General features: G+C 71.3%; 12 protein-coding genes. 8 read left to right on the forward strand and 4 right to left on the reverse strand.

Annotated elements, in window-relative coordinates; genetic code table 11:
* Positions 1–12: 12 nt before the first annotated feature.
* Genes MYF83_RS24800 through MYF83_RS24810 form a run of 3 tightly spaced genes read left to right on the forward strand, consistent with a single transcriptional unit; the run spans position 13 to position 3435 of the window.
* Positions 13–1548: a hypothetical protein gene (locus MYF83_RS24800; RefSeq protein ID WP_248963098.1), complete on the forward strand. Its 1536-nt coding sequence runs from the start codon at positions 13–15 to the stop codon at positions 1546–1548.
* 13 nt (positions 1549–1561) lie between these two features.
* The gene (locus MYF83_RS24805; RefSeq protein WP_248963099.1) at positions 1562–2005 is read left to right on the forward strand and encodes a hypothetical protein; all 444 of its coding nucleotides are present in this window, start codon (positions 1562–1564) and stop codon (positions 2003–2005) included.
* Positions 2002–3435: an FHA domain-containing protein gene (locus MYF83_RS24810; RefSeq protein WP_248963100.1), complete on the forward strand. Its 1434-nt coding sequence runs from the start codon at positions 2002–2004 to the stop codon at positions 3433–3435. Before MYF83_RS24805 ends, MYF83_RS24810 begins: the two co-directional genes overlap by 4 nt.
* 122 nt (positions 3436–3557) lie before the next feature.
* On the opposite strand, the gene MYF83_RS24815 is transcribed toward MYF83_RS24810, so the two are convergent.
* Positions 3558–5516, reverse strand: a complete 1959-nt coding sequence (locus MYF83_RS24815) for a cation:proton antiporter domain-containing protein (protein WP_248963101.1) — start codon at positions 5514–5516, stop codon at positions 3558–3560.
* A gap of 145 nt (positions 5517–5661) precedes the next feature.
* On the opposite strand from MYF83_RS24815, the gene MYF83_RS24820 reads away from it, so the two are divergent.
* Complete coding sequence (locus MYF83_RS24820; protein WP_248963102.1) at positions 5662–6450, forward strand: protein kinase domain-containing protein; 789 nt, start codon at positions 5662–5664, stop codon at positions 6448–6450.
* Between the two features lie 11 nt (positions 6451–6461).
* Here the strand turns inward: MYF83_RS24820 and MYF83_RS24825 are convergent, their stop codons facing one another.
* On the reverse strand, positions 6462–7166 hold the full coding sequence (locus MYF83_RS24825; protein ID WP_248963103.1) for a class II aldolase/adducin family protein: 705 nt from the start codon (positions 7164–7166) through the stop codon (positions 6462–6464).
* Complete coding sequence (locus MYF83_RS24830) at positions 7163–7768, reverse strand: TetR/AcrR family transcriptional regulator (RefSeq protein WP_248963104.1); 606 nt, start codon at positions 7766–7768, stop codon at positions 7163–7165. Before MYF83_RS24830 ends, MYF83_RS24825 begins: the two co-directional genes overlap by 4 nt.
* A gap of 84 nt (positions 7769–7852) precedes the next feature.
* On the opposite strand from MYF83_RS24830, the gene MYF83_RS24835 reads away from it, so the two are divergent.
* Positions 7853–8803 (forward strand): carbohydrate kinase family protein, encoded by a 951-nt coding sequence (locus tag MYF83_RS24835; RefSeq protein ID WP_248963105.1) that lies wholly within the window; start codon positions 7853–7855, stop codon positions 8801–8803.
* 3 nt (positions 8804–8806) lie between these two features.
* Positions 8807–10039: an aminotransferase class III-fold pyridoxal phosphate-dependent enzyme gene (locus MYF83_RS24840; protein ID WP_248963106.1), complete on the forward strand. Its 1233-nt coding sequence runs from the start codon at positions 8807–8809 to the stop codon at positions 10037–10039.
* Between the two features lie 41 nt (positions 10040–10080).
* Here MYF83_RS24840 and MYF83_RS24845 read toward each other — a convergent pair whose 3' ends face one another.
* Positions 10081–11181 carry a GNAT family N-acetyltransferase gene (locus MYF83_RS24845; protein WP_248963107.1) on the reverse strand — a complete coding sequence of 367 codons (1101 nt, stop codon included), beginning with the start codon at positions 11179–11181 and terminating at the stop codon, positions 10081–10083.
* Between the two features lie 118 nt (positions 11182–11299).
* Here MYF83_RS24845 and MYF83_RS24850 point away from each other — a divergent pair, with 118 nt between their 5' ends.
* A complete protein-coding gene (locus MYF83_RS24850) occupies positions 11300–12160 on the forward strand; it encodes a tRNA (adenine-N1)-methyltransferase (protein ID WP_248963108.1) in 861 nt (286 codons plus the stop codon).
* A 222-nt stretch (positions 12161–12382) separates the two neighbouring features.
* Complete coding sequence (arc, locus tag MYF83_RS24855) at positions 12383–14146, forward strand: proteasome ATPase (protein ID WP_248963109.1); 1764 nt, start codon at positions 12383–12385, stop codon at positions 14144–14146.
* Positions 14147–14278 lie beyond the last annotated feature (132 nt).

The raw sequence follows: 14278 nt of genomic DNA on the forward strand, positions 1-14278 counted from the left end.
GGAACGTTCGCATTGGCTACGCCTCAAACACCCCCCGCCACTGGTGATCTCACCCCGGAGCTGCTCGGCGCGCCCGAGTGGAGTGATCAGATGGTCGCCGCGGCGGGCATCCCCATGTACGACATCCCCTTCCTGTCCGTGGGCGGCGGGATCGGGTCGTTCGTCACGCTCGACTACCTGCGCGTCTACGGGGTCCCCACCTCCCAGATGCGCGTCGTGTCGAACATCGACCACCCGTGGCAGACCTACGAGTTCCTCACCAGATGCTCGCAGATCCCCAGGCCCGAGCGCATCCGCTCCGACTCCTCCTCGCGGCCCGACAACCTGTGGGGCTTCCCGTCCTACGCCCTGGAGGAGGCCTGGCGCGAGAAGAACCCCCTCTTCCTCTTCCAGATCGCGACCGAGCCCATCCTCAACGACTACTGGACGCCCCGGGCCGGCACGGTGTTCCGCAACCTGGAGCGCGAGGCCAAGCGCATCAACTACTGGGACATGCTGGTCAAGGGCCAGGTCCGCATGGTCCGCCGCAGGGCGGGCGGCGGCTACTTCACGGTGGTGACGCCGCCGGAGGGCACGGCGCCCACCAAGCGCATCGTCTTCCGGTCCCGCTTCGTGCACATCGCCATCGGCTACCCCGGCCTGAAGTTCCTGCCCGACCTGCAGGAGTTCCGCCAGAAGCACGGCGACTACCAGCACGTGGTGAACGCCTACGAGCCGCACGAGCAGGTCTACGAGTTCCTCAAGACCCGCCCCGGCACCGTGGTGATCCGCGGCGGCGGCATCGTCGCCTCCCGCGTGCTCCAGCGGCTGTTCGACGACCGCGAGAAGTTCGGGCTGCAGACGCAGATCATCCACATCTTCCGCACGTTCGTCACCGGCTCCCACGGCCCGCACATCTGGTCCAGGCGCAAGGGCGGCGACGGCTGGGCCTACCAGGGCTTCAACTATCCCAAGTCGGTGTGGGGCGGCCAGCTCAAGGCCGAGATGCGCAAGCTCGAGGGGCCCGCCCGCGCCCAGAAGTACAAGGAGATGGGCGGCACCAACACCCCCTGGCGCCGGCACTGGCAGGAGCAGATGCGCGCCGGGCGCAGTGGCGGCTACTACCACGCCGTCCAGGGCACCGTCGAGCGCGTCGAGCGCGCCCCCGACGGGCGCATGCTGAGCTACGTGCGCAGCAAGGACGGCACCGTCCGCGAGCCCGTCTCCGACTACATCATCGACTGCACGGGGCTCGAGGCCGACATCGCCGAGCACCGGATCTTCGCCGACCTGCTGCGGTTCGGCGGGGCCTACCGCAACCCGGTCGGGCGCCTTGAGGTCGAGCGCCACTTCGAGATCAAGGGCACCGCCAGCGGCGACGGAGCGCTCTACGCCTCCGGTTCGGCCACCCTCGGCGGCTACTTCCCCGGCGTCGACACCTTCCTCGGCCTGCAGATCGCGGCCCAGGAGATCGCCGACGACCTGTCGAGGCGCGGGTTCTGCCGCAAGATGGGCCCGCTGCGCTCGACCTCCCAGTGGTTCAAGTGGGCTTTCAACAAGGCCGTCTAAGGAGACTCCCCCCGTGGTTCCAACCCTGTTCGGCCGCATCCAGACGCGGCTGTTCCTTCTCGCCACCGTGGGCGTGGTGGTCACGGCGCTGATCGTGCCCGTGCTGCCCGGCCTGTCCGGGCCGCTCTCGCAGGACTACCGCGTCGCGTTCCTCGTCCTCGCGGCGGTCGCGGTGCTGGGCGTCGTGTGGGAGCTGATCTACCACTTCCTCATGCAGTTCCGGTGGGAGAAGGACTGGCCCACCCTGTTCGGTCTGCTCACATTGGTCCCAGAAGGACTTCTGCTGTTCTTTTTGCTACGGTCCGGTGCCATCGGCAGCCTCATCGACCCCGTCCCGCCCGCCTCGGCCTTCTGGACGCAGTTCGTCGTCGTCTGGATCTGTGTTTGGCTGGTGTCCAACGGTCCGATGCGGGTGCCGTTCATCCGGTGGCGTTTTCGGGGAGGGAGAGTTCTGTGACGGAGCTAGGCGTGGGGGTGGTGCGTCCACTTCCCGGCAACGGGTTGATCGCCCATGTGGGCGGCCTGCTGCTGGTGTGCGACGCGGCCGACGCCGTCGCGGAGGAGCTGCTGGCGGCGGTCCAGGAGACCGCCGCCGCGGGCGGGGACGGCAGGGCGCTGGCCCGGCGCGCCGCCCAGATCCTCGCGCGGTCGATGACGGCCGAGCCGATCGCCTGCGCCCTCGCCGGCCGGGCGGGCGGCGGCATCGCGGTGCTGGTCAGCGGTGACGCGCAGGCGTCCATCACGGGGCCGGGCACCGACGTGCGGCTCGACGGCAAGGACGCCCTGACCTGGACCGACCGCCTGGTCCCCGGCCCGGTGGACTTCGTGGAGCTGCGCCTGCCCGACGCCGGCACGCCGATCGGGCGGGCGCGGCTCGACGCGGGCGTGATCCCCGGCGGCGGTGTCACCTGCGACTTCGGGCAGGGAGGCGGCCCGATGGCGGGCATGTCCGCGGAGCCCGCGAGGGGCCCGCGCGGGGTTATGACCTCCGAGCCGTCCCCGGGCCCGGCGATGGCGCGGGAGCCGTCAGGCCCGCCGGCGATGGAGTCCGCGCAAGCCCGTTCCGAGGCCGCCTCGATGGGGCACGCGCCGTTCATGTCCGGGCCGCCGGCGGCCGAGGCGCCCCGCCACCCGATCGAGCCCCCGCCGCTTCCCGTCATCCCGCCGCCTCCCCCCGTCACCCATGAGCCGCCCGCCGACCCCTCTCCCGCCCCGATGGGGCACTACGAGCAGTCACCGGCCCTGGTCACCGACCCCGACATGGCGGCCATGGAGCCTCCGGGAGCGGCCCAGGGCGAGGCGCCGGATTTCGAGTCGTTCCTGCTGATCGACGGGGCCGAGGAGCAGCCCGGGGCCGCCGACCCGTTGATGGAGCCCACCGAGGCCGGTCCGGCCCCCGAGCCGCTCAGCCGGCCGATGGTCTACGGCGTCGACTGCAAGAACGACCACTTCAACGACCCCCGCGTGCCCTACTGCGCGGTCTGCGGCATCGCCCTGGTGCAGCGCACGCTCGTGCCGTACAAGGGGGAGCGGCCGCCGCTCGGGGTGCTGCTGCTCGACGACGGCCTGACGCTGCGCCTCGACAGCGACTACCTGCTCGGGCGCGACCCGGAACGGGCCCCCGAGGTCACCTCGGGCGAGGCGCGCCCCGCCAGGGTCACCAGCCCCGACGGCTCGGTCTCCCGCCGCCACCTGCGGGTGCGGCTCGACGGGTGGGACGTCAACCTCATCGACCTCGGCTCGGTCAACGGCACCCAGGTGCAGCCGCCCGGCGACCCGAACTTCTACGACATCCCGCCGAACGAGCCGGTGCCCATCCTGCCCGGCACGACCGTGCGCGTCGGGGTGTCCCGCACGATGCGCTACGAGTCCCACCGCAAGGGCTGACCGGGCCCGCGCCGATCCCCCTGTACGCCGGCCCGCACGGGTCCGGTGGACAGGGGGGATCCGCCTTACGGTGCCTCGGCCGCCGTGCGAGCGGGCGGGGCGAGCGGGCGGGGCGCCGCCGCTCAGACCTTCGCGGGAACGACCGCCGACCAGTCGACCGGATCGGCGTCCTGCTCGGCGCGCACCAGCAGGTGGGCACCCGGAGGCGCGACGCTCTCGTGCGCGACCACGAACGCCTCGGGCGGCGCCTCGGCGGCCGAGGCCGCGTCGACGCCCAGCCGGGCCAGGCGCTGGGCGAGGGACGTGCCCTTGCCGCGGCCGAGCACGAGCAGCGGCCGGGACCTCGCGAGCGCGAACTGCAGGGCGACATGGGCGGCGGCGTCCCCCGGGCCGTGGTGCACGGCCACCGGCCCGCCGGCGGCGTACGCCTCCGGCAGGACGGTGACGGTCCGGCAGGTCGCCTCGGCGACGATCCGCTCGTACCCGGGGGCCTCCCGGGGCACCACCACCAGGTCGGGCCGCGCGCTCGCCGCCAGAGCGGGCAGCTCGCCGGCGGGGTCGGCCGAGAACCGGCTCACCACGCGCGCCTCCACGCCGCGCCGGCGCACGCCGGCGGCCAGGGCCTCCAGCGCGCCGAGCGTCTCGGTCATGTCGGCCAGCTCGGTGAACAGCCCGGTGGTGACCTTCTGGCGCCCCTGCGGGTACGGCTGCAGGTGGATGAGCACCACCTCCGCCGGCGCCTTGGCGCTCGCCAGGTCGGCGGCCAGCTCCGCGAGCGGCCCGGCGTCCGCCGGATGCCCAGGGATCACCGTCACCACCCGGTAGGCGGCGGTCACGCCCAGCGCGGCGCGCTCGGCCTCGGCGATGTCCCTGGCGATCCGCCGGTCGGGGTAGACGCGGCGCAGCAGCGGCCCGGTCATCGCGGTGGTGAGCAGGGCCATGAGCACCATCAGCGAGTACAGCTCGCCGTCGAGCACGCCCTTCTGCAGGCCGACCGACAGGATGACGATCTCGGTCAGGCCCCGGGTGTTGAGCAGCGTGGCGAGGGCGGCCGCCTGCCGGGACGGCACCCGCTGCAGCCGCGCCCCGAGGTAGGAGCCGATCAGCTTCCCGCCGATCGCGACCGCGAGGATCCCGGCGAGCACGCCGAGGCTTCCCACCGTCAGCGTCCGCAGGTTGACGCTCAGCCCGGAGACCACGAAGAACATCGGCAGCAGCAGCAGGACCGCCAGCTGCTCCAGGCGCTCGAGGATCTGGTGGTTGAGGTGCTCGGCGCCCTCCCGGGGCATCACCGCGCCGAACAGGAACGCCCCGAAGATGAAGTGGACGTGCATCCACTCGGTCGCCCACGCCGAGCCGATCAGGCCGAGGAGCACCAGCGAAAGCAGTCCCGGGGTCAGGCGCCCGGCCCGCTCGAAGGCGGGGACCAGCCTGGCCAGCAGGGGGCGTACCACCAGGAACATCACCGCGGCGTACGGCACGGCCAGCAGGACCTGCCACTGGCCGCTCGCCGCCTCGGCGCCCGCGATGCCGACCACGACGGCCAGAGCGGTCCAGGCCAGGACGTCGATGACCGCGGCGGAGGCGAGCGCGAGCCCGCCGAGGGTGGTGCGCTGCATCTCGCGGTCGGTGAGGATGCGCGCGAGGACGGGGAACGCGGTCGCCGACATCGCGGCGCCCATGAACAGCACGAACGGCAGGGTCTTGCCGTTCGCGTGGTCCGCGGCCAGGGTGAGGGCGAGCACCGCTCCGAGCGCGAACGGCACGCTCGTGGAGCCGAGGGCGACGGAGGCCGCCACCTTGCCCTTGCCCCGCACGAGCTTCTGGTCGAGTTCGAGGCCCACCACGAACATGAACAGGATGAGGCCCACGTCCGCGAGGGCGGTGAGGGCGGGGCGCATGTCCGGCCCGAACAGGTCGTCGCCGATCCACTGACCGAACAGGGTGGGCCCGAGCAGGATGCCGGCCACGATCTCGCCGATCACGGGAGGCTGGCCGAGGCGCCTGGCCAGCCAGCCGAAGAGCTTCGCGGCGGCGAGCACGATCACAAGGTCAAGCAGCAGCACATCGACGCGCAGCATCGAACATCGTCCCCCGCAAGTAACGACACTCTGATCAAAGCCCCCGATAATGGTCGACGCGACGTTATCGCGATTCAGGCGGACGTCGCGAGGCCCGGCACGGTCCGCCGGGCCGATGTGCGTGTGTCGACGAGAGGAACGCAAGGTGGAGGGCATCGCCGACTACGAGTTCGTCCGGCCGCTCGGGGCGGGCAACCATGGCGAGTTCTTTCTGGCGAGGAAGCCGCCGAGGTTGCCCGTCGAGACCGAGTACGTCACGGTCAAGGTCGTGGGAGGCACCGGCCAGGACGCGTTCAGGCGGGCCACCCGCGAGCTGAAGGCCTTCGCGGCGGTGCGCTCGCCCTTCCTGGTGACGCTCTACGACGCCGGCCAGCAGGGCGGCGTCTTCTACTATTCGATGGAGTACGTCCCGGGCGGCTCGCTGGCCGAGCCGGCCGAGCGGCCCTCCAGGGAGCAGGCGCTGCGCGCGGTCGCCTCCGCGGCGCGGGCCGCGCAGGCGCTGCACGAGGAGGGCATCGTCCACAGGGACATCAACCCCGGGAACGTTCTACTGACGCCCGCCGGTGGCAAGCTGTCCGACCTCGGCCTGTCCCAGGTGCTGATGCCCGGCGCGACGATCACCGGCATGGGCGGGCTGCAGTCCGTGGAGTTCACCGACCCCGCGCTGCTTCAGGGGGAGAAGCCCACGCCCGGCGGTGACGTGTGGTCCCTCGGGGCCACCCTGCACTGGGCGATGACCGGCCAGGGCCTGTACGGAGAGTTGCCGACCCACGATCCGCTCCTGACGCTCAGGAAGGTCTACAGCACCCCGCCGTCGGTCCGGCCCGAGCTGGAGCCCGAACTGTCGGACCTGGTGGCCTCCTGCATCGGCGACCCCGGCAAGCGCCCCACCGCCTTCACCCTCGCCGACCGCCTCTACCAGCTCGCCTCCTGAAAGCCCCCGCACTAGCCTCGGGCGGCGCGTTCGATGACGGCGATGAGCTCCTCATCGGTCAGGATGTGCGGCTCGCCGATCATCTTCGCCTGGACGTAGACCGCGCACAGCCACTCCAGGAGACTGGCGCCTTCGAGGGCCTGCTCGAGGCCGGCTCCGACGGCCACGGCGCCGTGGTTGGCCATCAGGGCCGCCTGCTTGCCCTCGAGGGCGGCACGGACGTGCGCGGCGAGCTCGGGCGTGCCGTAGGTCGCGTACGGCGCGACGCGGATGAGGCCGCCGAGCAGGAGGGCGTTGTAGTGGATCGGCGGCAGCTCGCTCATCGTGCTGGAGACGACCACGGCGTACTGGGAGTGGGTGTGCACCACCGCCGCGGCGCCGGTGCTCTCGTAGATCGCCAGATGCATCGGCGTCTCGGAGGACGGCTTGCGCGTCCCTTCCAGCACCGTGCCGGACAGGTCGAGGACCGGGCAGCCGGCGGGGGTGAGCCGGTCGAGGGCCACCCCGCCGGGGGAGACCGCCACCAGGTCGCCGCGGCGGACGCTGATGTTGCCCGAGGTGCCGAGCACGAGCCCGGTCTCCACCATCCGGCGCCCGATCTCGCACAGCTCCTCCCGCTCCCGCGCGAGCCTCATGCCGCCCCCGCCCCCGCCCCCGCCGTCGCTCCGGTCTCCGGGCGCGGGACGATCCTCTCCCCGCACGTCCTCGCCGTTCATGTCGCCGCCGCACGCGGGGCCAGGCGGTCGAGCTCGGCGGTCATGAGGCGCGAGAGGGTCTCGGGAGGGAGCCGGTCGGGGTAGAGAAGGCGGTGGACGCTGAGCCCGTCGACCAGCGCCAGCAGCCGTTCGGCGACGTCGTCGAGGTCCTCCTCGGTGGCGATCTCGCCCGCCGCCTGGGCCGCGTCGAGCAGGGTGCGCACGAGGTAGCGCAGTTCGGCGGCCTCCTCGCGCTGGACCTCCAGCAGCGTCCCGCCGGCCAGGCTTCTGCCCCAGAACCCCACTTCCAGGGCGGTCTCCTTGGCCCGCTCCTCGTCCAGGGGCAGGTTGTCCAGGAGCACCTCGCGAAGCGCGGTCAGCCCGGCACGGCCGGTGAGCTTGTCCTTCAGGCGCCGGACGATGTGGCGGTGCGAGGCTCTGAGCGCCGACAGCAGGATCTCGTCCTTGTCGGCGAAGTAGTGCGTGAGCACGCCGTTGGAGTAGCCCGCCTCCTTGGCGATGGCCCGGGTGGTCGCCGCGTCGATGCCCTCGCGCAGGATGACCCTGCGGGCGGCGTCGACCACTTCCTCCCGGCGTTCCTGATGATTGACGATCTTCGGCATTCCCGTCCCTTCGCGACGCCTTGACATTTTAGTCGGGCGCCCGTCTATTATCCGGCAATCCCGCTATCTCAGAAGGATCCAGCCATGACCGTCGTCACGCTCGGGGTGCACATCGTCGATGTGCTGGCCAGACCTGTGGAGTCCATCCCGCAGGGGCAGGACACCCACCTGCTGGAGGAGATCCGCATCACCGCCGCCGGCGCCGCGGCCGGCACCGCCGTCGACCTGGCCAAGCTGGGGGTGCCGGTCGCCTCCGCCGGAGCGGTCGGCGAGGACGAGCTCGGCGACTTCCTCCTCATGATCATGCGAAGGCACGGCGTGGACGTGCGGGGAATCGTGCGCAGGGCCGGCGAGCAGACGGCCGCCTCGATCCTGCCCATCCGCCCCGACGGCGGACGCCCCTCCTTCCACGTCCCCGGCGCCAACCTGACGTACTCGCCCGCCGACCTGGACCAGGACCTGCTGACCGGCGCCCGGGTGGTGCACCTCGGCGGCATGGACGTCACCTGGGGCCTGCACGACCCGGCCTTCTTCGAGCTGCTCCGCGCCGCCAGGCAGGGCGGGACGATCGTCACCATGGACCTGCTGTCCAACATGCCCGACCTCATGCCGGGCGCGCGGGCCTTCCTGCCGCACGTCGACTACTTCCTGCCCAACGAGGAGCAGGCCCTGATGATCACAGGCGCGTCCGGCGTCGAGGAGGCGGCGGCGAGGCTCCTCGCCGAGGGCCCGTCCGGGGTGCTGGTCACCCTCGGCGGCGAGGGCAGCCTGGTCGCGACCGCGACCGGCACGGTCCGCATCCCCGCCCGGGAGGTGCCCGTCGTGGACACCACCGGATGCGGCGACGCCTACTGCGCCGGGTTCATCGCCGGCCTGGTAGAGGGCCGCGACGTCACCGCCTGCGCCCGGCTCGGCACGGCCGTCGCCGCCCGGGTCGCCGGAGGGCTGGGCTCCGACGCGGGCCTGGACGGCCTGTCGGTCGAACGCCTCGAACGTGAAGACGGCGAAGCGCTCCACGCCACCGAAGGGATCTGAGACATGTCCGAGCACCCGTCCGACGCCGATCTGCGCGCGAGGGCCGCCAAGGTCGTCCCCGGCGGCATGTACGGCCATCTCAACGCCGCCATCTTCGCCCCCGGCTTCCCGCAGTTCTTCGTCCGCGGAGAGGGCTGCCGGCAGTGGGACGCCGACGGGCGCGAGTACGTCGACCTGATGTGCAGCTGGGGGCCGATCATTCTCGGCCACCGGCACCCGCGCGTCGAGGAGGCGGCGGCCGCCCAGCAGGCCGCCGGCGACTGCCTCAACGGGCCCGGGCCGGTCATGGTCGAACTCGCCGAGCTGATGGTGGACCTGATCCCCTCGGCCGACTGGGTGATGTTCTCCAAGAACGGCACCGACGCCACGACCCAGGCCCTGATGGTGGCCCGCGCCGCCACGGGCCGCACGAAGGTGCTCGTCGCCCACGGCGCCTACCACGGGGCCGACCCGTGGTGCACGCCGAGCCTCGCCGGCACGACGCCCAGCGAGCGCGCCGACCTCATCGAGTACCCCTACAACGACCTGGCGGGCGCCGAGGCCGCCGCGGCCCAGGCCGGCGGGGACGTGGCCGCGATCATCGTGACGCCGTTCAAGCACGACTCCTTCGAGGACCAGGAGCTCGTCGACCCCGAGTTCGCCCGGGGCCTGCGCGCCCTGGCCGACCGCATCGGCGCCGCCCTGGTGATCGACGACGTGCGCGCCGGCTTCCGGCTGGACCTGCGCGGCTCCTGGGAGCCTCTCGGCGTGCGGCCGGACCTCACCGCGTGGAGCAAGGCCATGGCCAACGGGTACGCGATCGCGGCCGTCACCGGCACCGACGCCCTGCGCGGCGCCGCCCAGACCCTCTACTCCACCGGGTCGTTCTGGTTCTCGGCGGTGGCCATGGCCGCCGCGAAGGCCACCATCGAGACGCTGCGCGACACCGGCGGCCCGGCGCTGATGGAGCGGGCGGGATCGCGGCTGCGCGCGGGCCTCGCGGCGCAGGCGGCCTCCCACGGGTTCGTGATCGACCAGACCGGCCCCGTGCAGATCCCGTGGCTGTCCTTCGAGGGCGACGCGACCCTGGAGAAGGGCATGTCCTGGTCGAGCGCCTGCCTGGAGGAGGGCGTCTACCTCCACCCGTGGCACAACTGGTTCCTGTCGGCCGCGCACACCGACGCCGACATCGACCGGGCGCTCGCCGGCACCGACGCCGCGTTCGCGAAGCTCCGTGCGAAGTTCGGCGCCGACTGACGGCGAGGACATGGAGCGGCCACCTCCGTTGGGAGCCGGCCTCAACCGCGCAGGCGGACCCACTGGAGGTCGTCGTGGCGGGTGCCGTCCAGGCCCGGGAGAAGCGACTTGATCACCGCTTCCTGGGTGAATCCGGCCCGCTCCAGCACCCGGTGGGAGGGGACGTTGTCCGGCGCCGTGCCCGCCACGATGCGGTAGAGGGGGGTGCTCGCGAACGCCCACTCGCACAGGAGGTCCACCGCCCTGGTCATGAACCCCCGGCCGCGGAACCGGCGGGCCAGGCTGTAGCCGATCATCGCCTGCCCGAGCGGCGGGACGATGTTCATGAGCTGGATGTGGCCGGCGAACTCGCCGGTGCCGGCGTCCCTGACACTGAGCTCGGCCCGCTCGCCCGAGAGCCACCACATGCCGGTGCACCGGAGACGCCGCGCGGTGTCGTCCGGGTCGGGCGCCTGCGGCGGCACGCTGCGGATCAGGACCTCCGGCTCCTCCATCATGGCCTGGTAGGCGCCGGCGTCGGCCGGGGTGATCGGCGCCAGCCGCACCACGCCGTCCGACAGCGACCCTCCGGGCAGATCGGGCAGGAAGGAGCGCTGCGGCTCTCCGGAGTCGGTGGCCAGGCGAGCGAACGGGACCAGGTCGTCGCGGCCGCCGTCCCTCAGTGGACCGGCCCCGCGCTGGAGGCCTTCGCGGCGGAAGCCCGCGGCCATCGCGACGCGCTGGCTCGCGACGTTCTCCAGGTCGGTGACGAGCTCGACGCGGTGCGTCCCCTGCCGGAACGCCCACTCCGTGAGGGCGCGGGCCGCCGCGGAGGCCACGCCGCGCCCGCGGGCCCATGGCGCCACCATGTAGCCGATCTCGACGTTGCCCCGGACGTCCGGCGCCTTGAGGGAGATGCCGCCGAGCCAGCCGCCGGTGGCGGGGTCGGCGATCGCGAAGTTCGCCCCGCCCGCGTCCCACATGCCGGGGGCGGTCTCGGTGACGAACAGGCGCGCGTCGTCCGCGGTGTAGGGCGCGGGGATGGTGGGGATGAACCGGACGATCTCGGGGTCGGCGCAGGCCCGGAGGATCGCACCGGTGTCGTCGTCCGCGAGCGGGCGCAGGACGACCGGGCCGGCCGGGACGGCTTCACGGGGGAGCATGTCAAAGAGCTACCAGCATCGGACGCCGAGGGCGAACACATTTCCCGCCGGCACCGCTGACCCCACAGGCCGCTCGCTCTCGCACGAGCGGACCGCGGGCGGATATAGCCTTGCGCGCATGGGTTTTCGCAGGCACGGGCCGTTCCGGCCCGGTGATCAGGTTCAGCTCACCGACCCCAAGGACAAGCGCCACACCGTGACGCTGAAGGAGGGCGGGGTCTTCCACACGCACAAGGGGTCCATCCCGCACGACGACCTGATCGGACTGCCCGAGGGCTCGGTGGTGCGCTCCTCCGGCGGCACCGCCTACCTGGCCTTCCGCCACCTCCTGCAGGACTACGCGGTCTCGATGCCGCGCGGCGCGGCGGTGGTCTACCCCAAGGACGCGGCCCAGATCGTCGCCATGGCCGACGTGTTCCCCGGGGCGCGCGTCGTGGAGGCGGGAGTCGGGTCCGGCGCGCTCACCTGCTTCCTACTGCGCGCGGTGGGCGAGAGCGGGACGGTCACCTCCTACGAGAGGCGCGAGGACTTCGCGGGGGTCGCCCGCAAGAACGTCGAGAAGTTCTACGGCGGCCCCATGGAGCAGTGGCGGCTGGTGGTGGGGGACCTCGTCGCCTCCCTCGACGAGTCCGACGTCGACCGGGTGATCCTCGACATGCTGGCGCCGTGGGAATGCGTGGACGCCGCGGCCAAGGCCCTCACTCCTGGGGGTGTTATCTGCTGTTATGTAGCGACAACGACCCAGTTGTCGCGTACGGTAGAAACGCTGCGCGATCACGGAAGTTTCACCGAGCCGCATTCGTGGGAAACCTTGGTCCGCGACTGGCATGTCGAAGGGCTCGCCGTACGCCCGGGTCACCGGATGGTCGGGCACACGGGCTTCCTCGTCACGTCCCGTCGCATGGCGGACGGCGTCACGCCCCCGCCCAGGCGCCGGCGCCCTGCCAAGGGCGCCTATGGGGAGGAGTCGGCTACATGAGCCCCCGAGGCCGGATGTGGCGGTTCGGTAAACAATCATGCTTAGCCGCGCACCATGGGAACAGAAACCCGTGTGACGCTGCTTACTAGCAATAGTCGTCTATAAGGCAATTTAACACTGAACACTGGATGTAATGACACGAACACTCCCTGGCCAGGTTACGGATGCCCCCGAGATAGGTAGGGTCTTGAGTAGTCGCCCTCGACTGGGAAGGAGGTGACTGTGGCAGCTCGCGATGACGCTGAGGCTCGAGCCGCCCAGCGCGAACGAGAGGTCGCAGACCTCACAACTCAGGTCTCCTTCCTCCAGGAGGAGATCACCGCGTTGCGCCGGAAGCTGGCCGAGTCTCCCCGGCAAGCCAGAGTCCTGGAGGAACGCCTCCATGAGCTGCAGGCCAATCTGGCCTCGGTCACCGGTCAGAACGAACGACTGGTGGCGACGCTCAAGGAGGCCCGTGACCAGATCGTCGCGCTCAAGGAAGAGGTCGACCGGCTGGCACAGCCGCCGTCCGGCTTCGGTGTCTTCCTCGAGTCCCGTGACGACGGCACCGTGGAGGTGTTCACCGGCGGGCGCAAGCTCCGGGTGAACGTCAGCCCCGCGGTGGACGCCGAGGCGCTCAGGCGCGGCCAGGAGGTCATGCTCAACGAGGCGCTCAACGTGGTTGAGGCGCTCGGCTACGAGACCGTCGGCGAGATCGTGATGCTCAAGGAGCTCCTTGAGGACGGCCAGCGCGCGCTGGTGATCTCGCACGCCGACGAGGAGCGGGTGGTCCGCCTCGCCGAGTCGCTGCTCGACCAGCCGATCAGGGCCGGTGACTCGCTGCTGCTGGAGCCACGCTCCGGCTACGTCTACGAGCGCATCCCGAAGTCCGAGGTCGAGGAGCTCGTGCTGGAGGAGGTCCCCGACATCTCCTACGAGGAGATCGGCGGCCTGTCCCGGCAGATCGAGCAGATCAGGGACGCCATCGAGCTGCCCTACCTGCACGCCGACCTGTTCCGCGAGCACAAGCTGCGTCCCCCCAAGGGCGTGCTGCTGTACGGCCCGCCCGGTTGCGGCAAGACGCTCATCGCCAAGGCCGTGGCCAACTCCCTGGCCAAGCAGGTCGCGGAGAAGACCGGCCAGTCCGGCAAGAGCTTCTTCCTCAACATCAAGGGCCCCGAGCTCCTGAACAAGTACGTCGGCGAGACCGAGCGGCACATCCGCCTGGTCTTCCAGAGGGCCCGTGAGAAGGCCTCCGAGGGCACGCCGGTGATCGTGTTCTTCGACGAGATGGACTCCATCTTCCGCACCCGCGGCTCGGGCGTCTCCTCCGACGTCGAGAACACCATCGTCCCCCAGCTCCTTTCGGAGATCGACGGTGTCGAGGGCCTGGAGAACGTCATCGTCATCGGCGCCTCCAACCGCGAGGACATGATCGACCCGGCGATCCTGCGGCCCGGCCGCCTGGACGTCAAGATCAAGATCGAGCGGCCGGACGCCGAGGCGGCCAAGGACATCTTCTCGAAGTACATCACCACCGAGCTGCCACTACACGAAGAGGACCTCGGCGAGCACAGCTCCTCTCGCGAGGCCACGGTCGCCGGCATGATTCAGCGGGTCGTCGAGCGCATGTACACCGAGACCGAGGAGAACCGCTTCCTCGAGGTGACCTACGCCAACGGCGACAAGGAGGTCCTGTACTTCAAGGACTTCAACTCCGGAGCCATGATCCAGAACATCGTGGACCGGGGCAAGAAGATGGCCATCAAGGCGTTCCTCGAGACCGGGCAGAAGGGCCTGCGGATCGCGCATCTGCTCGCCGCCTGCGTGGACGAGTTCAGTGAGAACGAGGATCTGCCCAACACCACCAACCCCGACGACTGGGCCCGCATCTCCGGCAAGAAGGGCGAGCGGATCGTCTACATCCGCACCTTGGTGTCCGGGAAGCAGGGCACAGAGGCCGGGCGGTCCATCGACACGGTCGCCAACACCGGCCAGTACCTCTGATTGACACCGGCATGCGACGGCGTGGTTCCTCCCGGAGCCGCGCCGTCGCTGTTTCCGACGCGGCTCAGCGGGCAGCCGACCAGAGGGGCTCGCCACCCGGGCGACCGTCTAGGCTCGGGGGTACGGACGGCG

Source organism: Sphaerisporangium perillae (genome assembly GCF_023276435.1).
Classification (GTDB): domain Bacteria; phylum Actinomycetota; class Actinomycetes; order Streptosporangiales; family Streptosporangiaceae; genus Sphaerisporangium; species Sphaerisporangium perillae.